Here is a 25,717-nt window from a genome sequence, read left to right on the forward strand (position 1 = left end):
CATGGCAACGTACAACGGCCAGGAGTACGTTGCAGAACAGATTCAATCCATCCTTTCGCAGCTGTCACCGGAGGACGAGCTCATCGTCGTGGACGATGCGTCAAAGGACTCCACGCTCGACGTCGTCCGTCGCATTGAGGACCCGCGCATAGTTCTCCTGCCAAGCGCGGAAAACAAGGGTTATGTTGCCAGTTTCGAAAAGGCAGTCTCTGCCAGCAGGGGCGAGTACATCATGCTGTCGGACCAGGACGACATCTGGCTTCCCGGACGCGTCGAGAAGCTAGTGGACGCCCTGCAGACCAAGGACTTCGCCGCGAGTAATTTCACCGTGTTCGGGGGCCCGGCCAACAGATATCACAAAGTTCAGCTCAAGGAATCGGACAGCGGTAGGTGGGTGGCCAACCTGGTCACCACGTGGATAGGCATCCGCCCCTACTACGGGTGCACCATGGCATTCCGGGCGGCAGCCAAGAAACAGATCCTCCCCTTCCCGGAGTTCCTCACCGAAACCCACGATCAATGGATCGCTATCGTCGCCAACCTCAACCGGAGCATGGTCCACGTGGCAGCCCCCACCGTTGCCCGGAGGCTGCACGACGAGAATACGACCCCCAAATCCCGCCGTCCGGTCGCAGTGATCCTGCGGGCAAGGATCATGCTCCTTCGCGCCATTTTCGTGGCCCTGGTGCGGAAGCCGGGAACTCGATGACATCGCAAGGGACCCCTGCACCGCACCCATCCGGGGCGGGTACCTACGCCGGAACCTTCGGCGCGGTGGCCTTGGCCGCCTACAAGCCGGACCATCCCATGTTTGCGCGCCAACTCCTGTCAATCCAGGCACAGACCCACACGCATTTCGTCTGTCTCATCTCGGTGGACGGCGACTACCAGCAGGTTGCGGATATGGTCCGGCAGATCTGTGGCGGGGATGACCGCTTCCAGGTTCTCGGATACAGCAGCCGGCTTGGGTTCCACCACAATTTCGAGCGGGCCCTCAAAGCCGTTCCGGAAGAGGCCCGCTGGGTTGCCCTCAGCGACCAGGACGACTACTGGTATCCCGGGAAACTGGAGGCGCTTCTCCCCCGCCTTGACGGTGCCGCCCTGGTTACAGGGCAGGCACGGGTGGTGTCGCCGGAAATCTCCGCAACCGACTCGGACCCCGCAAGGGGGAGGCTCACCGATAGGAGAAATGTCGGGGCTGCGGACCTCATCGCCACTAACCAGGTCACCGGATCCCTGTGCGTATTCCGGCGCGAATTGCTTGAGACAGCTATCCCCTTCCCGTCGCTGGCAGCGCCGTCCCAATATCACGACCACTGGCTTGCGCTGTGCGCCCTCGCCTCCGGAGGCATCAGCATCCTTGACGAGGTGTTGCAGGATTACATCCAGCACGGCGGCAACGTGGTGGGCGAATCGCGGCAAAGCCTGCCCACTTCCATACGGAACACGCTCCGTTTCGTGAAGCGGTACGAAGGAAGCACCTCACCGCGGAGTATCTGCAGCATCATCTATAAGACCGGGCTCGGATGGCGGACGCTCATGGCGAGGACTCTGTTGGCACGCTCCGCGCAGGCCGGCTCCTCCACGAACCCGGAATTGCAGGATGCCCTGAACTTGTATGCACGGCCCCGGGCCTGGCGCCTGTTCAGGTCCCTGAGGGACGGGGTGCGGCGCAAGAACGTCGCTCCCATCCGGGCTGCGGAGATTTACCTCGGCGTCGTGCTCCCATGGAACCGGCACAGCGGGATCAGCAATCCACGGTAACCCAGTGTCGCTCCCAGAGCACCGGCGGTAGAGACCTGAGGCGGCGCTCCGCCACGATCTGGCTCGGGATCGTCAAACATCCACGCACGCGGCCCTGGGACGCGCAGCAAACGGCTCTAACAAGACCGGACGGAGCTGCCCCACGGCCAGCCGGCAATACCAACAGAAGGAAGCACTTAGAGCATGAAAGCTGTGTTGTTAAGATTGGCCGGCTTTACAGGGTTGCCCCTGGTGTCGATACTGACCCCGTTCCTTCTTGTTCCCATAGTGGCGCGCGTTGCCGGGGAGGGCGGCTGGTCTACCGTCGCATCCGGGCAGGCCATTGGGGCCTTTGGCGGTGCAGTCATCGCGTGGAGTTGGAACACCCTCGGCCCAGTAGAGATAGCCCAGAACCCTTCCCAGCAGCACCGTGCCGAGGTTTACCGGCAAAGCATCAGAACCAGGCTGGTCCTGTCGGCGTTGGTTTTCCCGTTTGTGTTCATACTGGCCTGGCAGTTGGCAGCCCCTGACCACCGGCTGGATGGCGCAGCGATGTCCATGACCACCGCTGTTGCTGGACTATCCCCGGCCTGGTATTGCATCGGCGCAGGAAAGCCTGCCCTTCTGGCAACGTTCGACGCGCTTCCCCGGGTGGCGGCCACAATTGTTGCCGTCCCCGTGATCTTGCTGACGACTCATATTTGGCTGTACGGAGTCATCCTGCTCGCTGCCGTTGGCGTAAGCCTGGCCATATTCCAACGCATCGTAGTCCCGGAACGGGGTAAAACCTTCACGTCCTGGGGCGGAACTTGGCGCTACTTGCGCCAACACTTCGGGCCGGCCGCCATCAGCCTGTCCGGCACAACTTACGCAGCAACACCTGTCCCCATAGGCCAGGCCCTTGTTCCCAATACCGTTATGGCTGGATTCAGTTCCGCGGACACGGTCTACCGTTTCGGTCTCTTCTCCGTGATGGCTTTGGGCAATACGTTCCAAGGCTGGACTTTGGAGCCGCAGGAGGCCAGTCCGAAGAAGCGCCACACCGCCGCCATTGTGTCCCACCTTGCACTGGGGCTGGCGGGAGCTGCCTTCCTGGCGATCCTGGGACCGCTGGCTACAGAGATTATCCTTGGATCCGTCAACAAGGCCGGCCAAGCGACATGCGCTCTCTACGGCCTGTCATTCCTTTTCATCTCCGCCAGCACTCCGTTCATCCGTAACCTCCTGCTCCCGCAGGGCCGCCAGCGTCTCATCCTTGTTTGGACGCTGATCTCGGCCGTCATCGGAATTACCCTCATGTTTCTTGCTGCGAGCCGAGGATGGGCCGATGGCATCGCGCTGGCAATGGCCCTCAGCGAGGCCATACTTTTCCTGGGCCTGCTGGTGCCTGGGCTACGCCTGCTGAAAAAGGCGTAGCCCAGTACCAGTTTCCGTCAACGCCACGGTATGTGGCGCTGGCGGGTCCCTCGCTCAGTTGCCGCAAAGCTGGAGCTTGTAAAGCTTTGCGTCGCCTTCCGAATCTTCAAGTGTGGCCATGCCTGCGGCAATGAGGCTGTCCAGCCCCTTGTAACCGCTGTCCCGGCCGTGCACTTCACGGTGGCCGAAGTCCAGTATGTAGTCGATGTTCAGCTTTTGGACCGCAGGGCAAACCGCGGGATCGTCTTTGGACGGGGTTGGCCCGTTGAGGAGCGCTCCCGTTCCGTCAGGAACGGCGCTAAGGATGTGCAGCTGGATGAGCTTCCGGTCTGCCAGGGCATAAGCCAGGGAACTGCCGTTCCAGGGGTTCCCCACCATGACGGCGTCCTCCGGCACTTCCTCCGAAAGGCGGTCAATCAGCTCCAGCTCATCACTGGAGATCAGGGGTGAGTCAGCAGAAAGCCTGTATGAACCGGCCATGGAGTCCTGCGCCTGGCGCACGCTTCCACGCTGGGTGAGCACACCCAGCGCCAGGACGGCAATCAGGCCGGCAACCACCATGTAGGTTGCCTGCGGTACACGGGCGCCCTTTTCGAAGGGCTTGCCCCGTTCCGCTGCAGTCTTCCGCTTCACAATCCCCGCGCTGCGGGTGACGCCCCGAAGCATGAGCTCCCAAGCGCAAACAGCACCACGGGTGGCAAGGGGAATCGTGACCAACGGCAGGAGAGCGGCAAGCCGGGGAGGATCGTTGTACCAGATTCCCGTCCAGTAGGCCCTGAAGTTGTCAGCAGGGAAAGAACTGACCACAACAAAGAGGAACGCCGCCACGGCATAGGTTCCCAACCACCACAGATGCCGGCCGGACCTGATTACCACGAAGATGCCAACAAGGGTCAGCGCCATGACGGCCCACGCCACGGGGCGGCCAATCGCGGAGCTGGCGATGACTTCTCCTATGGCCTGGCCGCTGCTCTCAACGGGCGGCCAGAAGGCAGCCTCCGCCGGTGGCCGGACGAGGTCCCAGAGGATGCGCACAACGACGACGGCGATCACGCCCATCGCCATCAGGGCCGCCGTGGCCGTCCATCGGGTTCGCCCGCGCGCCGAAGTCCATGTCCGCACCAGGAAGCGCACATAGACGAAAACCGCAGGCGGAGTCATCAGGGCAATCCAGGCCATGGCGGCGCTGGGGTGGGCGAGGGCGACGCCCGGGAGTACTGCGAGGAGGAAGAGTGCTCCGATGATCCTGGAATGGATCGGCACCGCGGACAATCCGAGTACCTCAAGCGAGACAGCCAGAACCAGGGGCAGGAGGGCAACGGCAAGGAAATTCGGGTACAGCACCCCAAAATCCAGCAGTGAAATGGGAAAGGCGCCAAAACCGGCGGACAGGACACCGGCGGACAGGATGACCGCGGGGCGCTTTCCCCAGACAGTACGTGCGAGATACAGGCAGCCCAGGGGCCAGACAACGGCGGCTACGACAATGTTGATCACATTGACCGAGACCGGTATTCCGCCGCCGCCAACGCTGACCAGCAATGAAACAAGGTCATGCCATGCCGCGGGGTAGGAGGCCGCACCGGTCATCTCATTGAGCGTCAGGGATGAGCCTGAGCCGGTGTCGAGGATGTACCGGATCGCGTTCAGATGAAAGACATTGTCAAATGTCTGGGAAAATGACTCCGGGTGGCCGATCGCTTCCACAAGCCGGCGCGCAACCAAAAAGGCTGCCATGACAACCGCCAACACGATGGAGCCCAGGACCCAACGCCGATTGCCGCCGTCATGCGGCTGAACTGCCGTGCCTTTCTTCGCCACCACAACCGACGCCACAAAGGCGAGTCCGGCCAAAATCGCAGTGATAACAAGGACTGGCGGCAGCGACCACCGGACTCCCGCGAACGGAGCCACGATCGCAGCAATGGCCACGATTGAGACGCTGATTCCGGGTGCCAAGGCGAAGATACGGAATCCCCTCAGCCTGGCTGCCGCACCCACGGCGAGTCCCGGAACAAACAGCAATGCCGCTGCCAGGACAAACTGAGGGACTGTATCAAACCAGGACAAGAATCCTCCGAAAATTCAGTGGCACAGCGGCCAGAGCGGCACGCCGTGCCACAAAACTTTGACGATAAGGGACCATCATCCGCCCCGAAGCGAACGTCCTCGCGCAGCTAACTGTCAGGCCCGCAGAATCGAGACTGCCTCGTGGATTGGTCCGTCGAATTTCACGTTACCGTGCTCCAGGAGGATTCCCCGGTCGCAGATGCGGGAGACCAGGTCCAGGTCGTGACTCACCACCACAAGCGTCTTCCCGTCGCGGGCGAGTTCCTGGATCTTGTCGATGCACTTTCGCTGGAAAGGCTCGTCGCCCACGGCAAGGATCTCATCGATCAGGAACACTTCGGGATCAGTATGGACGGCAACGGAAAATGCGAGCCGCAAATACATTCCTGATGAGTAGAACTTGACCTCGGTATCAATGAATTGCCCGATCTCGGAAAATTCGACAATGTCGTCGAATCGGTCCTTGACCTGTTGCTCGGTCATTCCCAGGATGGCGCCGTTGAGGAAGACGTTGTCCCGGCCGGACAGGTCGGGATGGAATCCGGCCCCCACTTCGATGAGGCCCGCCACCCGCCCCCTGGTCCTTACGGTTCCCGAATCCGGCAGCATCACTCCGGAGATGTGCTTCAGCAACGTCGATTTGCCGGAACCATTGAGGCCCAACAGCGCCACGGTCTCCCCCGTTTTGACGTCGACAGAGACGTTCTTCAGCGCGTGGAACTTCTCGGACAGATCGCCTTTCCGGCCCTTGACCAACCAAACAACTGCCTCCTTGATGGAGCGCGTGTGGCGGAGGACGAACTGCTTGCTGATGTCTGAAACTTCAATTGCGTTGACCACTCACAGCTCCTGAGCGAAGCGGCCCTCGAGCCGCCGGAAGGTGAACTGACCCAAAATGACAATGGCCAAGGCGATAACCAGGCCCAGCGGTGTCCACAGGGTGAAGAGATTTGGTGGCATAGCGGTGGTGCCATCTGTGGTGGGGAACCAGAACGCGTAATGGAACAGTTCCACACCAATGGTGATGGGGTTCGCCTGGTAGATGGCAAACCACGTTGAACCGAGTTTCGCTTCCACCATCGACCACGCATACATCACCGGCGAAGCCCAGGTTGCAACCATCAGGAGCATGTCCACCAGGTTCTCCGAATCCCGGAAGTACACGTTGGCAGATCCGAAAAGCAGGCCAAGGCCGGTGGCCAGCAGGCCCACGATCACGAAACCCGCCACAGCTGCCAGGAGCTGGAACACACTCGGGTGCCATCCTGCCAGCAGGCAGCCGGCCACAAGGACCACCAACTGGGGGAAAAAGTGAACCGCGGACACCCACACAGAGGCAACCGGGAAGAGCTCACGGGGCAGGTAGATCTTCTTGATCAGGTTTCCGTTGTTCACAATTGAACGGGACGCGTTTCCCAGCGCCTCGGAGAAGAAGTTGATCAGAACGATCCCCGAGAAGAGGTAGACCGCATAGTTCGGAAGACCCTCGGGGTTCCTGGCGCTGCGCTCCAGCCCCAGGAATACACCAAGGGCAACGTAGAAGACGACGAACTGAACGCCGGGTTTTACGTAGGACCACAGCAGTCCGAGAACGGACCCTCGGTAGCGGACCTTGAGTTCCTTGCGGACCAACAGCTTGAGGAGGAATCCCGACTGCCGGATGTCCCGCAGTCCACCCCCAAGCCCTGGACTTGTCAGTTCAGCCGGAGAAGATGCACTCACTTGATTTCGTTCTGCGTGTGTTGCTCGAACGTCTTCCTCCACGACTCCATCGACGTCAGGTCTGCGACAGCTGCCTTGTACTTCCTGCTGAGCGCGGGCCATTCCTTGAGCAGCGCGGTGTGCAGGCGCGCACTCTCCGCCAGCATCTTCCTCAGTTGCTTGGGGTCCCGCTGGTACCAGGACGCACCGGTCCCCTCGGCGTTCGAGACAACTGCACTGTCGTACTGCGCCATGCGCCACCACCGGTTGTCCTGGTGGGCAATGGTCGTTTGCGGGCGTTCAGTGCTGGTTCCCTTCACCGGGCTCGCCAGCTGGCGGACGACGGTTTTTGCTGCCCAGGGAAGCAGGGAAATCTTTGACGGTTGGGCCGGCCCGTGTCCTCGGCGCGGCGGCTTGTCCATCTTGGCCGCCGGGAAGTCTTCAGGATTCGGTTTGAAGACGGCGTCGGGGTGCGCGGACATCATTTCGCGGATCTGGGGCAGCTTGGCCGGCAGAAGGTCAGGCAGGGCTTCGGGTCCCTTCAGGACGTCTTCGAGCGCCCACTGGCGGCCCTGCGCGGTGGCGTACTGCATGGAAACAAGGTGTTTGACATCGGCATACTGCGATTCCTTGATCACGCGCCCGCCGAACTCGTAAGGGCTGTGGAGCAGGGCGGCCACTACGCGGTTCCGGGCGTGGAAGTACGCCTGCCAACCGACGAGGTCGTCCTTGTCAATCCAGGAGACATGCCACACGGCCGATCCCGGAAGAGAGACAGTGGAGTAACCGTGGGCCTTCGCACGCAGCCCGTACTCCGAGTCGTCCCATTTGATGAACAAAGGAAGGGAGAGCCCGATTTCCCGGATTACCTGCGTGGGTATCAGGCACATCCACCACCCGTTGTAGTCAACATCGCAGCGGCGGTGCAACCAGGACGTCTGACGAAGGTTGGAGGACTGGAAGTCGTGACCCAGGATCATTTCGTCGCTGGGCAGGGACGGCTGGAAGCGGTAGGGGTTAACCACCTCTCCAAAGGTGTGCAGCACCGTCCGGTTGTAGAGGTCGAACATGTGCCCGCCCACCAGCGTTGGCGTCTTGCAGCGATCCGCGAAGGTCAGCAGCCGGATGATGCTTTCCGGCTCCACGACGACGTCGTCGTCCATGAGCAGTGCATAGTCGCTGCCGTTTTCAACGGCCTCAAACATGCCACGGGCGAATCCGCCCGACCCGCCGAGGTTGGACTGGTTAATGATGCGCAACTTGCCGTTGAGCATCTTTTTGATGTCCTCAAAGCCATCCGCATCGGCGAGCTTCTGCGTCCCCTGGTCCACAATCAGGATTTCCTGTACGTGGTCGAGAGCCTCTTTGCTTTCGGCCAGGAGCCGAAGGTTATTGAGGCAGAAGTCGGTCTTGTTCAGGGTGGTGATCTGGAGGGTCACAGAGCCGGGGCTGCTCTCAACGGCAGGGCCCTGCCATTCCGCATCGAGCATCACCAGTGGCTCGGTTCCGGCCAACAGGTCGAACCAATACCAACCGCCGTCACCGAAAGGTGCCAGCGACAGCTCGAAGAAGTTCTCGGCAGTACCCTCAACGCGGCGCGTGTCTACGCGCTGCAGGGAGCCGCGGGCGTTCGACTTGTACACGATGACAGAACCAGCACCCTGCGTGCGGACCTGCAGCCGGACCTTGTCCACGGTGGTCCAGCGCCGCCAGTAGCTTGCAGGAAAGGCATTGAAGTAGCTGCCGAAGGACACCCGTTCGCCAGACCGTACGGAAGTCGAGTGCCGCGAGAGGAAATCCTCCACGTGGGCTTCCTTGGTGGGGCTGCTGATAGTCCGGGCCTTGGGGGTTTTCCCGTCCCTGTCGCCGGCTGTCGGCAACTGGATCCCTGTGGCAGTGCCCATGTCCATGTAGAGGGGAACAGTATCCATCTGGCTGGCGCTGGGGAGGATGACGCGCTGCAGCGTCTGCCACTGCTGGCCGGTTTCCACCGCTCCGCCCTCGGCCTTGTTCTGGTTCTTGGTATCGGTGGGGACGCTCATGCGTCGACTCCTCCGCTTTCGATGTCGGCTCCCGCCTCGAAGTGAGGACGGATCTTGTTGTCGAACATGGTCAGGGCAGAACCGATGGCCATGTGCATGTCAAGGTACTTGTAGGTGCCCAGGCGGCCACCGAAGAGGACGTCCTTCTCACCGGCCGCAAGATCGCGGTACTTGAGCAGCCGGTCGCGGTCTGCCGATGTGTTGATCGGGTAGTAGGGCTCGTCGCCCTTCTCCGCAAAGCGCGAGAACTCGCGCATGATGATGGTCTTTTCCGTCTGGTATTCCCGCTCGGGGTGGAAGTGCCGGGGTTCGATAACGCGGGTGTAAGCCACGTCTTCGTCGTTGTAGTTGACCACGGACGTACCCTGGAAGTCGCCGACATCGAGGACTTCCTCTTCGAAATCAATCGTGCGCCAGGAGAGGTCACCCTCGGCGTAATCGAAGTAGCGGTCAACGGGACCCGTGTATACGACCGGAATATTGCCGACAACCTTGTTCTTGCTGTATTCGTGCGACTCGTCAAAGAAGTCAGTGTTCAGGCGGACCTCGATGTTCGGGTGCTCCGCCATCTTTTCGATCCAGGCCGTGTAGCCATTGGTGGGCAGGCCCTCGTACTTGTCGTTGAAGTACCGGTTGTCGTAGTTGTAGCGGACCGGCAGCCGCGAGATGATCCCGGCGGGAAGGTCCTTCGGGTCCGTCTGCCACTGCTTGCCCGTGTAGTGCTTGATGAAAGCTTCGTACAGGGGACGCCCGATCAGCTGGATTCCCTTGTCGTTAAGGTTCTGCGGGTCGGTGCCTGCAAGCTCTCCGGCCTGCTCCTGGATCAGGTCCTTGGCCTGGCCCGGAGTGAGGTTTGCCCGGAAGAACTGGTTGATGGTGGCGAGGTTGATGGGGAGGGAGTAAACCTCACCCTTGTGAACGCCGTAAACCTTATGCACGTAGTTGGTGAAGCTGGTGAACCGGTTGACGTACTCCCACACGCGTTCGTTTGAGGTGTGGAACAGGTGGGCACCGTAGCGGTGCACCTCGATACCTGTCTGCTCTTCCTTTTCGCTGTAGGCGTTTCCGCCGATGTGGTGGCGACGGTCGAGGACAACGACCTTCAAGCCGAGCTCAGTGGCGGCCTGTTCTGCGATTGTCAGGCCAAAAAAGCCGGACCCTACGATGACGAGGTCAGCGGTCACAAAATCTCCTGGTTCGAATGCGGGCAGCGCAATGTTGAGCATTGTCTGCTGCTCTAGCCTACCCGAGTGACTGCGGCGCCAGTCGAATCGCCTCCCTTACCGGCTCGGCCAGGGATGCGGGTCATACCTCGCGCAGCTCCCCGTCTGTTTCCACATAATTGGCCCCGGTCTGCGGACAGACCCAAAAGGTTCCCTCCTGCTTTAACGGGTGCCCGGCACGGCCAACCCATCCAACGCGGCGGGCAGGCACCCCCGCGACAAGGGCGAAGTCCGGCACATCCTTGGTGACGACGGCGCCCGCAGCAACGGTGGCCCAAGCACCGATCGTTACGGGCGCAATGCACACGGCCCGCGCTCCAATGGCGGCACCTTCCCGGATGGTTACCCCTACCTTGTCCCAGTCCCCCTCCGCCTTCAGGCCCCCGTCGGGCGTGACCGCCCGGGGGAAGACGTCATTGGTGAGTACAACGGCGGGTCCGATGAAGACGCCCGGGGCAAGGACGGCGGGCTCATAGACAAGGGCGTAGTTCTGCACCTTGCAGTTGTCCCCCAGGACCACTCCCGGACCTATATAGGCCCCGCGTCCAATCACACAGTTACTCCCCAGCCGCGCCGATTCCCGGATCTGGGCAAGGTGCCACACTTTCGAACCGGACCCGATGACGGAATCGGGGGAAACATCGGCACTGGCAGCAATGGTGCTCACAGGTCTCCTTCGTGGCCGCAGGACCGCCGGTGGAGGTCCGTGTGGGCGATCCTAGCCCAGCGAAGGATCAGCAAGGCAGTACCTGCGGAACAATTCGAGGTTTTCCACATAGCCCCGGTACGGGCCTGCCCGTTCGGAGCCCGGCCCTTAGCTTGGAAACAACGTTCAAAGGAATCCACCACATGACACTCCACTGCACGTTGGTAAGAGCAGCCGGCCCTGGTTCGGGCAACGAGCCCCTGGAGCTGACCATCGAGGCTCCCGCCGGAACGGCCGGGACGGAAATCCACCACCTTCTTGCCCGCAAGTTCGGCACAGGGGAGGTTACCGTCCGGGGAATACGCCTGGGCTCGCTCAACGTTGGCACGGCTCCCCTAGTCGCCGGCGCGGTACTCGTCGATGCCGGAGATGCCAGGCCGCCGCTCCGGAAGCAGCTGCCCCGGATTGCAGACGAGGCGGAAGCTGGACTGGCGTTGGCTGTCCACAGCGGCTCGGGAGCCGGCACCGTTGTAGCCCTCGCCCGCGGGACCTTCACGATTGGCAGGAGCGGCGCACGGATATCCATTGACGACGCCGAAATGTCGCGGGAGCACGCAAAACTGACCGTCACGGACACGGGCATCTTCATCGAAGACCTGGACAGCTCCAACGGAACATGGGTGGATGGCCGGAGAGTCCGGAATGCGGCGGTGTCCACGGCATCCGACATCCGGTGCGGAACGTCGGCCATGTCCCTGATCTTCACGGACGGCCCGCCGGCGCCCCTGGCGGACGCGGGCGCTTCGGTGGCGGACCCCATCCCCGTTACCGCCGGCACTGATCATGGAAACCGCGCAGTCCTCGTACTGACCGCAACGCTCCCCCTGGCCATCGGGGTCGGGTTGGCCGTCTTTACGGGAATGTGGATGTTCCTGGCGTTCGCCGGCGCCTCAGCCGTCTCGATGCTGATTCCGCTGCTAACAGGGCGAAGGCAACGGCGGGAAACCGCAGCCGCAGTCGCTGGTGCTGTCCAGGAAGACAGACAACGACGACGGCGGGCCGGGCCATCCCTGGCCACACTCGCCTTGAGTACGCCGCGCCTTGGATCCAACGGAACAGGCGCCGGCGAAGGGAGGATCTGGCTTCGACTCGGCCTCGGCGTCCAGCCCGCGAATATCAGCGTCCAGCATGCCCGCGCCGTCCGGGACCTGCCGTCCGCGGGTGCAGTGCCACTCCTCCTCGACCCGTCCCGGCCGGAAACAGTGTTTCAAGGAGCACGCCCGGCGCTGGATGCCATGATTAGGGCGCTGGTCATGCAACTGGCCGGTTATCCCAGGGGCCGTGAGACCAGGGTGGTCATCCACGGCCGGCCCGAAGTCCTGCCCCTCGCTGCAAGGTTCCTTCCGCGAGTCGTCCTGACGGCAACCGGGGAGTCATGCCGACGGCATCTGTCGGAGAAGTTATTAGGGGGTTGCCCGCATGGAGTCCTCATTCTGGCCGGCCCGTCCGATTGCCGGGAAACGGACAACACCCTTGCCGCGACTGGCGTCCAGCTCGGATGGCAGGTGCTCAGGTTCACCACCCCGGCAGAGCCAGCCAGTACCGCGGATGTGGAACTGTCCGAACCGGAATCGTCCCTCCTTTGCCCGGAAACCCACACGAAATTCGTTTCCGATCTGGCCCCTGCGAAGGTCTTTGACGCGTTCTGCCGAAACCTTGCAGCCGGAGCGGATGGCAGGGCGCGGGAAGACTGCATCCCGGATACGTGCGCCCTCGCGGACGTCATGCCCTTATCGGCGGACGCAACGGCTGCCCGGTGGGAGAAGGGTGCGCAGACCACCGGGCTGGCAGTTCCGTTGGGGCTCAGCGCCGGAGGCGTCAGGTCCTGGGACCTTGACGGAGACGGGCCTCATCTCCTGGTGGCGGGGACCACCGGTTCGGGGAAGTCGGAGTTGCTGCGAACCCTCGTTATTGCGCTGGCACTAAATCATCCGCCAGAACTGGTGAACTTCCTGTTCGTCGACTTCAAGGGTGGCTCCGGACTCGGGCCGCTGGCCGACCTCGTGCACTGTGTCGGGCTGCTGACTGACTTGTCCGCCAGTGAGCTTGACCGCACGCTTGCCTCACTGCGGGCTGAGATCCGGCTCCGTGAGGAGGCCCTCGCCGCGGCCAACGTGCCGGATCTGGCCTCCTACCAATCCACGCAGGATGCGGCCGGCCCTGCGCTCCCCCATCTGGTCATCATCATTGATGAGTTCAGGATGCTCGTGGATGACGCCCCGGACGTCCTGCGGGAGCTGATGCGCATTGCCGCCATCGGACGGTCCCTGGGCATCCATCTGGTGATGGCCACGCAGCGGCCGCAGGGAGCACTGACAGCCGATATCAGGGCCAACGTGACATCCAGCATTGCCCTGCGGGTCCAGTCCGACATGGAATCCCATGACATTATCGGCACCAAAGCTGCGGCGGGCATCGGAGTGGACTGCCCAGGACGCGCATTCCTTGCACGGGGAACGGAGCCTGCCCAGGAATTCCAAGCGGCAACACTGAACCTTTCCGGCAGTGAAACCCGGATCGATGCCCTTCACGTTCAGCGCACCTTCGACTTCCTGAGGGCGGAAGAAGGAGCTGCTCCCGGATGCCAAACGCCAACCCCAGCGCAGGCCGCGCGGCCCTATGTTGAAATGGTCCGCAGGCTTTGGACATCACGGGGCCGGTCCCTGCCCCGGCACCCAGTAGCGCCTCCCCTCCCGCATGATCTCCGAGACCCTGTTTCGGCACCGGCGCAGGCAAGCGGCCAGCCGCCAACCGGATCGCGGCCGGATTGGTCTGTTGAGCTGGGCGCCCTCGACCTGCCCCATGCCCAATGCGTCCTTCCCCTGACCTGGGAACCATCCCGGCACGGCCACCTGGCACTTGTTGGCTCTGCCTCCTCCGGCGCCGTTGAAGCCCTGGACCTCGCAGTCCGTCGCCTTCTGGCGCACCCGCGTGAGTCACACTGCTACTTCCTCGACGCCCCTGGCGGACTCCAGCATGCCGCCGGCCATAGAAGGACGGGTGCCCATGCCGGAATCCACGAACTCCGCCGCGCGGTCCGGATATTGGAGCGGCTGGCCCTCGAGCTTGGGCACCGCCTCAGCCGCCCTGATGAAGGGGCTACTCCGTTGGTGCTGGTCATCTCCGGATGGGGATCGTGGATGTCTGCCTTCAGGTCCGGACCGCTTGCGTGGGCTGAGGACGTGGTACAGGACCTGGTCCGGGACGGTCAGCGCGCCGGGATAACTGTCGCGATATCCGGGGAACGGGAACTGGCCACCGCCCGCTTTGGCGGTTCCCTGCCCAACCGGCTGTACTTCCCCGCAGCCTCCAACGAGGACAGCAGGCTCGCGTGGCCCAGGATGCCTTCCACGGAAAAGGTAAAAGGGCGGGCGGTGGCCTTCGGACCAGTCGCCGGAAGCGAGCCCGCGGTCTGCCAGGTCTACGACCTCGCCATAGCGGACCAGTGGCAACGGGACCCGGACATGGAGCTGAACTCCACGCCTGAAGTCCCGCCCTTCCGGATTGAGTCATTGCCCCCGCTTATCTCAGCGACGGACGTTCAGGAGTCTGCGGCGAGCCCGTTCTCATCCGTGGCCGCCGCCCGGTCCACCCCGCCCGGACTTCTGATCGGCGTGGGTGGGGACGAACTCTCCCCGGTCCGCCTGAACTTACCCGCCGGCGGCGTTTTCACCATCCTTGGCCGCCCCGGCGGTGGTAAAACCAACAGCCTCCGCGCGCTGAGGATCCTGAACCCGGAAGCCTGCTGGGTGCATCCGCCGGACACCGTAGAGCCGGACAGGTTTTGGACATCACTGCGCTTGGACCCCGCGTCCCGGGCCGCGGCCGGGCGCCGGATCCTCATCGCCGACGACGCCGACCAACTGTCTGCCGACGCCCTGACCGCACTGGCGGAACTCCAGTCACGGGGCCATAACGTCCTGTTGACAGCAAACTACAATCCCCTGCTGCTGCAACGCCTCCCCCTTGTTATGGCGTCCAGGGCTCACGGCACCGGAATGCTGCTCGCGCCGCGCTCCATGGCGGACGGGGACCTCTTCGGCGTCCGCTTCGAAGCGGAGCCCACTGCTCCGCCGGGCAGGGCAGTGCTGATTTCCGGAGGAGGGTCGGCCGCCCTCCAGGTCGCGTGGGCGCCGCCGGGAGGGGTCGCCGGAGGCCGCAAGGCGGGCTAAAGGCCGGCGGCGCTCCTCCGGTCCGGGAAGCGTAGGCGGGCTATAAGGCCGGCGGCGCTCCTCCGGTCCGGGAAGCGTAGGCGGGCTATAAGGCCGGCGGCGCTCCTCCGGTCCGGGAAGCGTAGGCGATAACGCTGCTATGGAACAGGAGCACAAGGGCTGCCACCGCAGGAACGACCATCGCCAATCCAGCCAGGATCAGTCCGCTGGTCAGGGTGGGGAAACCGATCGTCAGAACGAACAGTTGGGCTACCAGGGCCGCCGCACGGGTCCACCGGAACCCGCGGTACAGGAAATGACCGACCGCGAACAACCACGCCGAAAAGGCGAGCAAAAGCCCGAGGGTAAACACCGCACCCCAGAACGACAGGACAGGGCTCCCCGATACCAACTCGAATGCGTACCAGGCAGCTGCCGCCAGGAGGGCCGTCGCCTCAACCGCAACCACCACGGCAATAAGGACAGCGGCGCGGGGAGGCCGCACTTTCACTGATGGAACGGCACCGTCCTGGCCAGGGTGGGTTCCCCCCGGAGGAGGCGAGGAATCTGCGGGGTTGGAAGGGGGTCTTGACACACTGGCACCCTACCCGACATAGTCGGAGACTGGTGAGGGCCAGTGCCAGCAGTGTGATGTATCGCTCAGCATTCCCGGGATATCAAGCGTTATTACCCCTTGTTTACACAGCGTTAACATGACAGGCTTGATGGAGATGACCAAGGGGGCCCCGCCGGGCCCTTTTCCTTTGTAGCTACTAGTGAATAATTTCACAAAGGGCGATTCCCAGAAATGGAGCAACTAATCAGCATGGATTGGCGTAACCGCGCAGCGTGCCTCGAAAAGGACCCGGAACTCTTCTTCCCCGTCGGGAACACAGGGCCGGCTCTCCTGCAGATTGAGGAAGCCAAAAGTGTCTGCCGCCGGTGCCCGGTAGTCGATACCTGCCTCCAGTGGGCACTTGAGTCCGGCCAGGATGCCGGCGTTTGGGGCGGCATGAGCGAAGACGAGCGCCGCGCCCTTAAGCGCCGGGCAGCCCGGGCACGCCGCGCTTCATAAGCGGCAGCCCCCCCGACATACAGCGGAAGGATATCCGCCAAGTAGAAAGAGCCCCGGCAGCAACCGATCAGGTTGCCGCCGGGGCTCTCTCCATTCAATGCCAGGGGACGCCGCCGGACAGCAGGCGGCGTCCGGCTACCTGCCCAAGAGGCTGAGGCGGATGCGGACCGCTGTGCCGCCGCCTTCGCGGGGCAGCCACTGGATGGTTCCGCCAAGCTCGCTGGTCACCAGGGTCCGCACGATCTGAAGGCCAAGACCCTCGACGTGCGGAGTATCCGGTAGTCCCACGCCATCATCGGCGATGGTCACGGTGAGCTCTTCGTCGTCACCATCTTCGCCCTCGGCACGGTCGGCAATGAGCCACACAGTCCCTGCCCGCCCCTCAAGGCCATGTTCCACAGCATTGGTGACCAATTCGTTGATCACCAGCGCGAGCGGGGTGGCCAGATCGCTGGGAAGCTCGCCAAAGGTACCCGAACGCTCCGTCTTCACCTGCTGGGACGGCGAGGCGACCTCCGCGGACAGCCTGAACTGCCGTCCGATCAGCTCATCGAAATCGACGCTCTGGGTCAGGCCCTGGGACAAGGTTTCGTGGACCAGGGCGATCGTCGCAACCCGGCGCATCGCCTGCTCCAGGCCCTGTTTGGCTTCCTCGCTGACCATCCGGCGCGACTGCATCCGCAGCAGGGCGGCAACGGTTTGCAGGTTGTTCTTCACCCGGTGGTGGATCTCGCGGATGGTGGCGTCCTTGGTGACCAGCTCCATTTCCCGCCGCCTGAGCTCCGACACATCGCGGCACAGCACCAGGGCTCCGAACCGTTGCTGTTCGTCGCGAAGGGGAATCGCCCGAAGGGACAGGCTGACGCCGCGGGACTCGATTTCACTGCGCCACGGCATCCGGCCGGTAACAACCAGGGGCAAGGTTTCATCGACCATCCGGCGGTCCTTGAGGAGGCTGGCGGTTACTTCCGCCAAGGAACGGCCCTCCAGCGATTCACCATCACCCAGCCGGCGGAAGGCAGAAACGCCGTTGGGGCTGGCGTACTGCACCACACCGTCGGCGTCGAGCCTGATCAATCCGTCCCCTACCCGCGGTGCGCCGCGGCGCGACCCCGTTGGTGAAGCGAAGTCGGGCCACAGGCCAAGCGTCCCCATCCTTAACAGGTCATAGGCGCACTGACGGTACGTCAGCTCTAGCCGGGACGGCATCCGTGAGCTGGACAGGTCCATGTGGGTAGTGACAACGGCCAGGGTCCGTCCATTCCGAACCATGGGAACAGCCTCGACCCGCAGGGCCATGTCGCTGCTCCAGTTTGTCTCGCTGGAGCGCTCGATGGCCCTGCTGTTCCAGGCCTTGTCCACCAGGGGCCGAAGGTCGGAGCGGATGCCTTCGCCGACGAAGTCCCCGTGAAACACGGTGTGCGTTGTGGACGGCCGGACGTGCGCCAGCGCCACATACCCGTATTCGGGATGCGGGAACCACAGTGCGAGGTCGGCGAAGGCCAGGTCAGCAACCATCTGCCAGTCCCCCACCAGCAGGTGAAGCCATTCGGCATCACCTGGGCCAAAATCGGCGTGTTCCCTGATGGGGTCGGTAAAGATTGCCACTGCACCTCCAGTTGCGACGCCTGATTAATCAGCGCCGGACGATAGACCTCAAGAGCCTCAATGCTACCGACAGCGACGCCATATCGTCTGTTTCGAGTGCGTTGACCTCATCGAACATGCTCTTCGCACGCCCCAGCTGTTCGGCGTTCCGGGCCTCCCACTCCGTGAGCCGCGCCTCTGGTGACTGTCCCGCGGCCGTGGCGTCCAGCACCGCCGTCGTAATGTCCGACACCGTGGAGTACAGGTCATCACGAAGTGCCGCCCTCGCCAATGCCTGCCAGCGGTCCTGCCGGGGAAGGCTGCTGATCCGTTCCAGTAGGGAATCGGCGTGGAAACGGTTGAACACCGTGTAATACGCGGCGGCGATGTCCTCAACCGGCTCTTTCCGCAGGCGGGCGATCTTTGCGATGTCCAGCAGCACGAAGCTTTCGAACAGTTCAGCCCAGCGCAGGGCAAGGCCATCCGGAAGTTCCCATTCGCGCGCGTTCTCGAGCCAGCTTCCCACCCGTTCACGGTCCTCGCCCCGCAGGTAGTCCAGGACGCGAGCACGCAGGGGATCCATGAGTGGCTTGAACTCAGCCACCACTTCATCGATGGGCTGGGATACGGTGCCCTGGGTGAGGAGCCACCGCACTGCGCGGTCAAGCAACCTGCGGATATCCAGGTGGACCGTGCTCCAGTGCTCCGTGGGGAACGAGGCAGGCAGGCTGTTGAGCTCCCGGACCATCACGTCCAGCTCGTAAATCTCACGCAGTGCGACGAAAGCCTTGGCCACGGCCACTTCGCTGGCTGACGTTTCTTCCATGACGCGGAAAGCAAAGGTGATGCCTCCCATGTTGATCATGTCGTTGGCAACCACCGTGGCGATGATTTCGCGCCGCAGCGGATGGGTGTCCAGTTCAGCGTCGAAACGTTCACGCAGCTGCGTCGGGAAGTAATCGCGGAGGGTTTGCCGGAACCACGGATCGTCCGCAAGATCGCTTTCCCGCAGTGCTGTCGCCAGTTCTATCTTGGCGTACGCCGCGAGGACTGAAAGCTCAGGAGACGTCAGTCCCTGGCCCTGCTGCAGCCGTTCGCGCAGTGTGTCCGTGGTGGGCAGGGCCTCCAGGTCGCGCTTCAGGTCGGCTGATTTTTCCAGCCAGTCCATGAGGCGTTCGTAGCTGGGGCTCCACTCGGCAACCCTTGTGCGGTCGTTCAGCAGCAGGATGTTCTGGTCAATGTTGTCTTCCAAAACGAGGCGTGCCACCTCGTCGGTCATGGAGGCAAGGAATTCAGCACGTTCGGCCGCGTCCAGCTTCCCCGCAGCAACCATCCGGTCAACGAAGATCTTGATGTTGACCTCATGATCGGAGCAGTCCACGCCTGCGGAGTTGTCGATGGCGTCGGTGTTCAGGATGACGCCCTGGAGTGCCGCCTCGATTCGTCCGCGCTGCGTCATTCCCAGGTTGCCGCCTTCACCGACCACCTTGACGCGGAGGTCCCTGCCATCAACCCTGATCGAGTCGTTGGCCTTGTCCCCCACCGACGCGTTGGTCTCGCTGCTGGCCTTCACGTACGTCCCGATGCCGCCGTTGTAGAGAAGATCTGCGGGGGCCAGCAGGATGGCCCGCAGGAGTTCGGGCGGGCTGAGCTCCGTGGTGGCGGCGGGAAGTCCCAGGGCGTCGCGTACCTGGGGCGACACCGGAATGGACTTGGCCTGCCGGGCGAAGACACCGCCACCTGCGCTGATGAGGGACTTGTCGTAGTCGTCCCATGACGACCGGGGCAGCTCGAACAGGCGCCGGCGTTCAGCGAAGGACTGCTCCTCGTCCGGCGTGGGATCCAGGAAGATGTGCCGGTGGTCGAAGGCAGCGAGCAGCCGGATGTGCCGGGACAGCAGCATGCCATTGCCAAACACGTCGCCGGACATATCGCCCACGCCCACCACGGTGAACGGCTGGGTCTGGGTGTCCAGGTCCAGCTCGCTGAAGTGCCGTTTCACGGATTCCCACGCACCGCGGGCGGTGATGCCCATCGCCTTGTGGTCATAGCCAACGGAGCCGCCCGAAGCGAACGCGTCTCCCAGCCAGAATCCGTACTCAGCGGCCAGGCCGTTGGCAATGTCCGAGAAAGTGGCAGTCCCCTTGTCCGCTGCGACCACAAGGTAGGAATCGTCGTCGTCATGCCTGACAACGTCCGACGGCGGCACCAGCTTCTCATCCGCGCCTTCAGTAACCAGATTGTCGGTGAGATCCAGCAGGCCCCGGATGAAGGTCTTGTAGCTTTCAACGCCTTCGGCCATCCACGCAGCCCTGTCGACGGAGGGGTCCGGCAGTTGCTTCGCAAAGAAGCCGCCCTTGGCCCCGGTGGGAACAATGACCGCGTTCTTTACCGTCTGGGCCTTCACCAGGCCGAGCACTTCGGTGCGGAAGTCCTCCCGGCGGTCCGACCAGCGCAGGCCACCGCGGGCGACCTTGCCAAATCGGAGGTGCACGCCCTCAACCCGCGGAGAGTAGACCCAGATCTCGAACATCGGGCGCGGGAACGGCAGGCCGTCGATCCGCGCCGGATCGAGCTTGAAGCTCAGGTGCCGCTTGTCCTGGTAGAAGTTCGTCCGCAGGGTGGCCTCAATGAGGTTCACAAATGTCCGCAGGACACGGTCAGCGTCCAGTGTCGCAACCTTTTCGATGGACGCTGACAGTTCTTCGCGTACGGATTCCTGGGCCGCCTGCCGTGCATCGGCATCCAGTGACGGATCGAACCGTGCGGCGAAAAGGGCACTAAGCCCCCGGGTCACGTCGGGGTTGGCGAGGAGGGTATCAGCCATGAACCCGAACGAATTGGTGTTACCCATCTGACGCATGTAGCGGGCGTAGGCACGCAGGACGGTGATCTGGCGCCAGTGCAGCCCCTCCCGAAGGACCAGACGGTCAAAAGCGTCGGATTCTGCCGCGCCGGTCACAGCCGCGCTGAAGGAGTCGGCCAGGAAGCCTCCGGTTGCCACCGGGTCAACGCCCGCAGGGTATTTCAGCCCAAGGTCGTAGAGGAAGAAGTCGCGGCGGTCCGCGGTCTCGATTTCGAAGGGCCGTTCATCGAGAACCTCGAGTCCCAGATTGTGGAAGAACGGAAGGATTTGGCTCAGGCTCTTGGGCTCGAGCATGTACAGCTTGACCCGCGCGTCCTCCTCAAGGGTTGCGCCGGCCCCCTCGGGGAGGTAGACGTGGACGCCCGGACGCTCCTGCCGTGCACCTTCGGTGCGCTCGGCTGCCGCTCCGTACTTCTCGAAGCGGGCGATGTCGGCAAGGGCATCTTCCACTTCGTAGTCCACCCGGTAACTCGCCGGGAACGCTTCAGCCCAGATGGCCGCCAGTTCCTTGGCTTCCGCCGCGTCGCCGCCGTCGCGCAGCACCTCGGCGATGCCCTCGCTCCAGGACCTCGCCGCACGGACCAGCCGCTTTTCGAGCTCCCCGCTGTCAACGTGGCTGACGTCTGCATCCTTCGGCAGGCGGATCCTGAAGAAGAGTCGGGCCAGAGCCGATTCCGTCATCCTGGCTTCGTAGTCAATGGACACCGCCTGGAAGGTCTCGCGGAGTTCCTGCTCGATCCGAAGCCTGACATTGGTGGTGTAGCGGTCCCTGGGCAGGTAGACGACAGCCGACATGAAGCGGCCGTAGATGTCGGGCCGGAGGAAGAGCCGGGTCCGGCGGCGCTCCTGCAGCTTCTGGATGCCGACTGCCGTGGCGGCGAGGTCGGGGACTTCGATTTGGAACAGCTCGTCGCGGGGATAGGTCTCCAGGATGCCGAGCAGGTCCTTTCCGGAGTGCGAATCCGGCGGGAACCCCGCATTGCGGAGGACGGCGTCGACCTTTTCCCGGACGATCGGAACTTCGCGTACTGAGCCGGTGTAGGCACTGGTGGCAAACAGCCCGATGAAGCGCCGTTCTCCGTTGACGTTGCCGGCGGCGTCGAAACTCTTGACGCCGATGTAGTCCAGGTAGGCGGACCGGTGGACGGTGGAGCGGGAATTGGCCTTGGTGATGACAAGGGCACGCTTTTCCCGGGCCTTTTTGCGTCCCGTGTCCGTCAGGTGCTGGATGTGGGGGGAATCGGCCGCTGCCCGAAGCAGGCCAAGGCCGCTGTCCTCCCGCAATTCCAGGACGTCTTCCCCGTCTACGTTGATCAGGACGTATTCCCGGTAACCGAGGAAGGTGAAGTTTCCGTCGTCGAGCCAACGGAGGAGGTCTTGCGCCTGCCGCAGTTCGGCTATCTGGGCCGGGTTGGCTACCTGGTCAAGGCTTTCGGCAATCTGCAGCGCTTTCTGGCGCATTTTGGGCCAGTCTTCGACGGCGGCGCGCACGTCCTTGAGTACTCGCTGCAGTCCTTCAAGGAGCGATGCTTTGGCTTCGTCGGAGATGCGGCTGATCTCGACGGCGATCCAGGACTCCATGTGTGAGGCGTTTTCGCCGGTGGCAATCAGGTGGGACAGGCTCGGCATTGCCGCAGTGTCACCGCTGGAAATTCCGATATGCGACGGAACCCTGTTGACCTTGACCAGGTGCCCGGATTCCCGGTTGCGCGTGGCAACGAACATGGGGTGGATGACGAGCTTGATGGCTGCATGCTGGCGGACCAGTTCAGCGTTGACTGAATCCACCAGGAAGGGCATGTCGTCCGTGACGACAAACACGACGCTGCTGTCTTCCTCATCGGAAATGGCCACTTTGGCCTGCCCCGGCAACCGCTCTGACGCGACTTCGCGGTGGTGCTCCGCCCGCTGTGCCAGCAGTTCCTGCGGATAGCTGCGCGCGTCCTCCTCGGCGAGATGCTGGTAGTAGTCCCCCATGAAGCCTTCAAAGCCTTCAACGGAAAGGGCCTGATCCTCCACGCTGGATCCAGACGACATCAACAAACGCCTCCATCACACGATATGCGCTGCACCTTTGCAGCTCTTATGGCGAGCCTAGTCCTTTGCCCTGCGGCCCGCTGTGGAAGAAAATACAGAGGATTTCGCCTTTTGCTGGACGGGTGCACAAACAAGTTGGCGGATGGAGCGGCGAAGGGCTGACTCGGGCGACGATTCGAGCAGCAATGATCCGGCAAGCAGGGCCGCATCTGCGGCAGCGATGTCGTACGGCAGGAATGCCTGGAGCTCAGATGCCGGACCGTAACGCTCCCAGGCATCCCGCAGCTGCCGTTCGGGGCCCCTTCCAACAGAAGACGACCGCACTTTGTTCATCACTACCATGGGCGAGGCCTGGGGAACGACGTTCTCAAGTTCAGCAAGTCCTTTGACCAACCGCGGAACGCCCACGGGATCAGCAGCCCCGACCGCGAACACGGTGTCCGCCACCTCCAGCGCACGCAGGGTTGCCGAGTTTCGCCGTGGCGCCATGGTGTCAAAACTCAGTTCTTCATCCGCCTCGAGGCAGAAGCCTGTGTCCACCACAACAACGTCGGCGATCTGCCGCGCCCGTTCCAGGACGAGCGCCAAGGCCGGTGCCCTGAGCTCCGTCCAGCGGTCTGCCCGCGTAATCCCGGTGAGTACTGTGAAGGTTCCGGCAGTGGTTGCCACAGGGACGGCGAGCCTGCGGAGGGCGTCGGCATCGAGGGCGCCCTGGTCGGCAAGCCGGCAGGCCTGTGCCAATGCAGCTGATTCGTCGAGCAGCCCGAGCACCGCAGCGACGCTTGCCCCGTAGCTGTCAGCGTCGATGAGGAGGACCTGCTCGCCATCGGCCGCCAGTTCAGCCGCCATGTTGGCGGCAAGGGTGGTCCGGCCCGGAGAGCCGACGGGTCCCCATACTGCGATTATTCGTCCTGGTCCGGGCCCGCCCGGATCTGGCTCAGGTTCCGCGGCAACCGGATGCAGGGCTGCGCCTGTGTCCGCAAGGGAGCTCATTGCGGCCGCACGGGCCGGCGCCCCTGTCAGTTGCTCCACGGCGTCGGCGATCCGGTCCGAAAGTTCTGCAGATTGCACGCCCGTCAGCGCGGACGCCACACCGATCTTGCGGAGTCGTGCTGCTTCTTCGGCACTGTCGGTCAGGGCGATGATGGCCACGCCAACCGCTCCCAGCCGGTCTACCAACGAAGCCGTGAGACCTTCGGATCCGTCTGCCACGACGGCCGCCCTGGCCAGCCCGCTTTGGCACGCCGCCAGCAGTTCGGGCAGTTCGGCGCATCGCCTGACAACTGTGACAGGGCCGTGCAGGCGTTCGAGTCCGCCCACCAGGTCTTCCCGGGTTTGCCCGACAGTGACGACAGGTATGCTCACTTGGCGCCCCCCGGGTTCCACACGACGGAGATCCGGGCGTCGTTGGCCTGGGCGCCCAGGATCGCCGGCATACGGCTGTCCTCCACCAGCACCATAAGCACCGTGCTTTTGGCGGATCCGAGTGTTGTTGAACCTGCTGCTACTTCGGCGATTTCGGCACCCGGCAGCAGGAGCTTGGGTTCACTGAATCCGTTCTTGGCATCCGGCTGGGCAACCCAGACGTCCACACGGGCCCCTGCGATAACCTGCGCAGGCAGGGTTCCGTCCACCGTAATGGCCACCGGCTTGCGGTCAAGGTCGTCCACCTCCCCGAGGCTGGCACGAGGGACCAGTTGGTCTTTTCCGATGCGTTGCACGGCCACCGCGCCCCGGGGCAACCCGGATTCGGCGGTGATGTAGTGCTGTTCCGAATCGCCGAGCCGCACCTTGGCACGTACCACGTTCTCTTCCGTCAGCGCTTCGCCCACGGCTATTCCGTCGCGGGCCGCGTAGACCTCCGTGGTTTGGTCTGCACTTCCGACCAGGAATACGACTCCCGCCACTGATGCAAACACCAGGAGGATCCCTACCAGCAGGCGCGGATCTTTCCACGAGGGGCGCTTCAGGCGTGCTGATGCGGCTGATGTTTCTGGAACCATGCCGTTTCTCCCCCTAGACATGCCGGCGGGCCGTTCCGTGGCCGGACACCTCATTGTGGCGGGACGGACGCCGGAACGAAAGTCAAAGTCCCAAATATGCCGGAACTGTGGATAACGCAGGCGTGTACCCCGTTCGGATGGCAAAATGGTGGCATGCCCAGGTTCCTCACGCTCGCAGATGTTGCCGAGCAGCTCCAGATCAACTCTCCAGCCGCGTACGCACTTGTACGGAGCGGAGAATTGAAGGCCATCCAGGTTGGTGGCCGCGGGCAATGGCGCGTGGAAGAGAAGATGCTCGAACAGTACATCGAGGAACGCTATGCAGAAGCGAGCAGGATGATTCAGGAGTCCAAGTCGAAGTCGGTCTGAGCGGGCGCGTGCTTCGTCACCGCCGGCCCTGCCGGGACCGGGCGCCGGCTACAGTCCGGCCTGCTTCCTGGACCTGATGGCCGCAAGTGCGGCGAACGGCACGGTTGATACGTCTCCAACATGCCGGCTTCTCCGGGCTTCACCGGGCGTAACTGCCGCTACGTCCACATAGTCCTTGCCCACGCGGTCAATTACGCCGTCCAACCGCGTGACGCCCGTGCTGCCACCGAGGCTGATACTCAGCTCAGCCCTGTCCCTGGCGAGGGCCCGGAGCGAATGCGCCAACCCAAGCGCGCGCCGTACGGCTGACGGTTCGGTTCGAGCGAGCCTGCCCAGGCCTACGTAGCGGGCAACCGCCGGGTATGGAATGAGGACCTGGTACCAGTCTTCGTCAATAACCAGGGCCTCGGCACCGGCGTGGGCAAGGCGGCCACTGACCGATTCTCCGCTCAGGAGGTGGACCCCGAGCGTGCATCCAAGTACGCCGCGGAGCCTGTCGGAGAATTCGATAGCCACCAGTTCAGCGCGGGTCCTCTCCCCGATCTCGGCCTCCAGTGAAAGCCGGTCAGATTCCGCCAGTTGGCTTTCCAGGTCGTTGAAGAGTGCATCCCAGCGCATCCGGCCACAGTAGGTCCGACCGGGCACGCCGTCAATTCCAGGAAGTTTTTCTCTCCACCGTCTGGACATATGGCTGAAAACGGGCGCAAACTGAGTCAAGCAATATCAAA

At 63.1% G+C, this 25,717-nt stretch carries 18 protein-coding genes; 6 read left to right on the top strand and 12 right to left on the bottom strand.

What is annotated here, in order from left to right; all coding sequences use genetic code 11:
* Position 1: 1 nt before the first annotated feature.
* From AC1DBN_RS03775 to AC1DBN_RS03785, 3 genes are all read left to right on the top strand, one after another.
* Positions 2 to 709 carry a glycosyltransferase gene (locus tag AC1DBN_RS03775; protein WP_091724036.1) on the top strand — a complete coding sequence of 236 codons (708 nt, stop codon included), beginning with the start codon at positions 2 to 4 and terminating at the stop codon, positions 707 to 709.
* Positions 706 to 1,764, top strand: coding sequence for a glycosyltransferase (locus AC1DBN_RS03780; protein ID WP_091721416.1), 1,059 nt, complete (start codon positions 706 to 708; stop codon positions 1,762 to 1,764). Before AC1DBN_RS03775 ends, AC1DBN_RS03780 begins: the two co-directional genes overlap by 4 nt.
* 183 nt (positions 1,765 to 1,947) lie before the next feature.
* Positions 1,948 to 3,159 carry a lipopolysaccharide biosynthesis protein gene (locus tag AC1DBN_RS03785; protein WP_477722582.1) on the top strand — a complete coding sequence of 404 codons (1,212 nt, stop codon included), beginning with the start codon at positions 1,948 to 1,950 and terminating at the stop codon, positions 3,157 to 3,159.
* A 54-nt stretch (positions 3,160 to 3,213) separates the two neighbouring features.
* Here the strand turns inward: AC1DBN_RS03785 and AC1DBN_RS03790 are convergent, their stop codons facing one another.
* The 6 genes from AC1DBN_RS03790 to AC1DBN_RS03815 all read right to left on the bottom strand — a co-directional run bounded on the left by AC1DBN_RS03790 (position 3,214) and on the right by AC1DBN_RS03815 (position 10,862).
* Positions 3,214 to 5,229: a DUF6541 family protein gene (locus AC1DBN_RS03790; RefSeq protein ID WP_477722583.1), complete on the bottom strand. Its 2,016-nt coding sequence runs from the start codon at positions 5,227 to 5,229 to the stop codon at positions 3,214 to 3,216.
* A gap of 114 nt (positions 5,230 to 5,343) precedes the next feature.
* Positions 5,344 to 6,069 carry an ABC transporter ATP-binding protein gene (locus AC1DBN_RS03795; protein ID WP_045729775.1) on the bottom strand — a complete coding sequence of 242 codons (726 nt, stop codon included), beginning with the start codon at positions 6,067 to 6,069 and terminating at the stop codon, positions 5,344 to 5,346.
* Positions 6,070 to 6,951 (bottom strand): ABC transporter permease, encoded by an 882-nt coding sequence (locus AC1DBN_RS03800; RefSeq protein ID WP_056085018.1) that lies wholly within the window; start codon positions 6,949 to 6,951, stop codon positions 6,070 to 6,072.
* Positions 6,948 to 8,972, bottom strand: a complete 2,025-nt coding sequence (locus AC1DBN_RS03805; protein WP_091721424.1) for a glycosyltransferase — start codon at positions 8,970 to 8,972, stop codon at positions 6,948 to 6,950. Before AC1DBN_RS03805 ends, AC1DBN_RS03800 begins: the two co-directional genes overlap by 4 nt.
* Positions 8,969 to 10,156: a UDP-galactopyranose mutase gene (gene glf / locus AC1DBN_RS03810; RefSeq protein WP_091724038.1), complete on the bottom strand. Its 1,188-nt coding sequence runs from the start codon at positions 10,154 to 10,156 to the stop codon at positions 8,969 to 8,971. Before glf ends, AC1DBN_RS03805 begins: the two co-directional genes overlap by 4 nt.
* 121 nt (positions 10,157 to 10,277) lie before the next feature.
* On the bottom strand, positions 10,278 to 10,862 hold the full coding sequence (locus AC1DBN_RS03815) for an acyltransferase (RefSeq protein WP_091721426.1): 585 nt from the start codon (positions 10,860 to 10,862) through the stop codon (positions 10,278 to 10,280).
* A 182-nt stretch (positions 10,863 to 11,044) separates the two neighbouring features.
* On the opposite strand from AC1DBN_RS03815, the gene AC1DBN_RS03820 reads away from it, so the two are divergent.
* Positions 11,045 to 15,073: an FtsK/SpoIIIE domain-containing protein gene (locus AC1DBN_RS03820; RefSeq protein WP_477722584.1), complete on the top strand. Its 4,029-nt coding sequence runs from the start codon at positions 11,045 to 11,047 to the stop codon at positions 15,071 to 15,073.
* A gap of 85 nt (positions 15,074 to 15,158) precedes the next feature.
* On the opposite strand, the gene AC1DBN_RS03825 is transcribed toward AC1DBN_RS03820, so the two are convergent.
* A complete protein-coding gene (locus AC1DBN_RS03825) occupies positions 15,159 to 15,557 on the bottom strand; it encodes a hypothetical protein (RefSeq protein ID WP_091724039.1) in 399 nt (132 codons plus the stop codon).
* Positions 15,558 to 15,878: 321 nt separating this feature from the next.
* Between AC1DBN_RS03825 and AC1DBN_RS03830 the strand changes: the two genes are divergently transcribed.
* Entirely contained in the window at positions 15,879 to 16,127 is a 249-nt protein-coding gene (locus AC1DBN_RS03830) for a WhiB family transcriptional regulator (protein ID WP_015937605.1), read from the top strand.
* A 135-nt stretch (positions 16,128 to 16,262) separates the two neighbouring features.
* Here the strand turns inward: AC1DBN_RS03830 and AC1DBN_RS03835 are convergent, their stop codons facing one another.
* The 4 genes from AC1DBN_RS03835 to AC1DBN_RS03850 are packed head-to-tail and all read right to left on the bottom strand — an operon-like array spanning position 16,263 to position 24,620.
* Positions 16,263 to 17,735 (bottom strand): sensor histidine kinase, encoded by a 1,473-nt coding sequence (locus AC1DBN_RS03835; protein WP_091721433.1) that lies wholly within the window; start codon positions 17,733 to 17,735, stop codon positions 16,263 to 16,265.
* Positions 17,736 to 17,763: 28 nt separating this feature from the next.
* Positions 17,764 to 22,617: an NAD-glutamate dehydrogenase gene (locus tag AC1DBN_RS03840; protein ID WP_477722585.1), complete on the bottom strand. Its 4,854-nt coding sequence runs from the start codon at positions 22,615 to 22,617 to the stop codon at positions 17,764 to 17,766.
* A gap of 57 nt (positions 22,618 to 22,674) precedes the next feature.
* Complete coding sequence (locus tag AC1DBN_RS03845; protein WP_477722586.1) at positions 22,675 to 23,982, bottom strand: CpaE/TadZ family protein; 1,308 nt, start codon at positions 23,980 to 23,982, stop codon at positions 22,675 to 22,677.
* Entirely contained in the window at positions 23,979 to 24,620 is a 642-nt protein-coding gene (locus AC1DBN_RS03850; RefSeq protein WP_477722587.1) for a hypothetical protein, read from the bottom strand. Before AC1DBN_RS03850 ends, AC1DBN_RS03845 begins: the two co-directional genes overlap by 4 nt.
* 153 nt (positions 24,621 to 24,773) lie before the next feature.
* Between AC1DBN_RS03850 and AC1DBN_RS03855 the strand changes: the two genes are divergently transcribed.
* Positions 24,774 to 24,989, top strand: coding sequence for a helix-turn-helix domain-containing protein (locus AC1DBN_RS03855; protein ID WP_045729765.1), 216 nt, complete (start codon positions 24,774 to 24,776; stop codon positions 24,987 to 24,989).
* Positions 24,990 to 25,037: 48 nt separating this feature from the next.
* Here AC1DBN_RS03855 and AC1DBN_RS03860 read toward each other — a convergent pair whose 3' ends face one another.
* Positions 25,038 to 25,607, bottom strand: a complete 570-nt coding sequence (locus AC1DBN_RS03860) for a hypothetical protein (RefSeq protein ID WP_477722588.1) — start codon at positions 25,605 to 25,607, stop codon at positions 25,038 to 25,040.
* Positions 25,608 to 25,717: the final 110 nt, after the last annotated feature.

The organism is Pseudarthrobacter sp. 10T415, from assembly GCF_056394175.1.

Excerpts from the sequence above, each read along its gene's own strand:
- AC1DBN_RS03775 (WP_091724036.1), top strand. The coding sequence starts at position 2 with ATGGCAACGTACAACGGCCAGGAGTACGTTGCAGAACAGATTCAATCC.
- AC1DBN_RS03780 (WP_091721416.1), top strand. The coding sequence starts at position 706 with ATGACATCGCAAGGGACCCCTGCACCGCACCCATCCGGGGCGGGTACC.
- AC1DBN_RS03785 (WP_477722582.1), top strand. The coding sequence starts at position 1,948 with ATGAAAGCTGTGTTGTTAAGATTGGCCGGCTTTACAGGGTTGCCCCTG.
- AC1DBN_RS03805 (WP_091721424.1), bottom strand. The coding sequence starts at position 8,972 with ATGAGCGTCCCCACCGATACCAAGAACCAGAACAAGGCCGAGGGCGGA.
- AC1DBN_RS03820 (WP_477722584.1), top strand. The coding sequence starts at position 11,045 with ATGACACTCCACTGCACGTTGGTAAGAGCAGCCGGCCCTGGTTCGGGC.
- AC1DBN_RS03830 (WP_015937605.1), top strand. The coding sequence starts at position 15,879 with ATGGATTGGCGTAACCGCGCAGCGTGCCTCGAAAAGGACCCGGAACTC.
- AC1DBN_RS03840 (WP_477722585.1), bottom strand. The coding sequence starts at position 22,617 with ATGTCGTCTGGATCCAGCGTGGAGGATCAGGCCCTTTCCGTTGAAGGC.
- AC1DBN_RS03850 (WP_477722587.1), bottom strand. The coding sequence starts at position 24,620 with ATGGTTCCAGAAACATCAGCCGCATCAGCACGCCTGAAGCGCCCCTCG.
- AC1DBN_RS03855 (WP_045729765.1), top strand. The coding sequence starts at position 24,774 with ATGCCCAGGTTCCTCACGCTCGCAGATGTTGCCGAGCAGCTCCAGATC.
- AC1DBN_RS03860 (WP_477722588.1), bottom strand. The coding sequence starts at position 25,607 with ATGCGCTGGGATGCACTCTTCAACGACCTGGAAAGCCAACTGGCGGAA.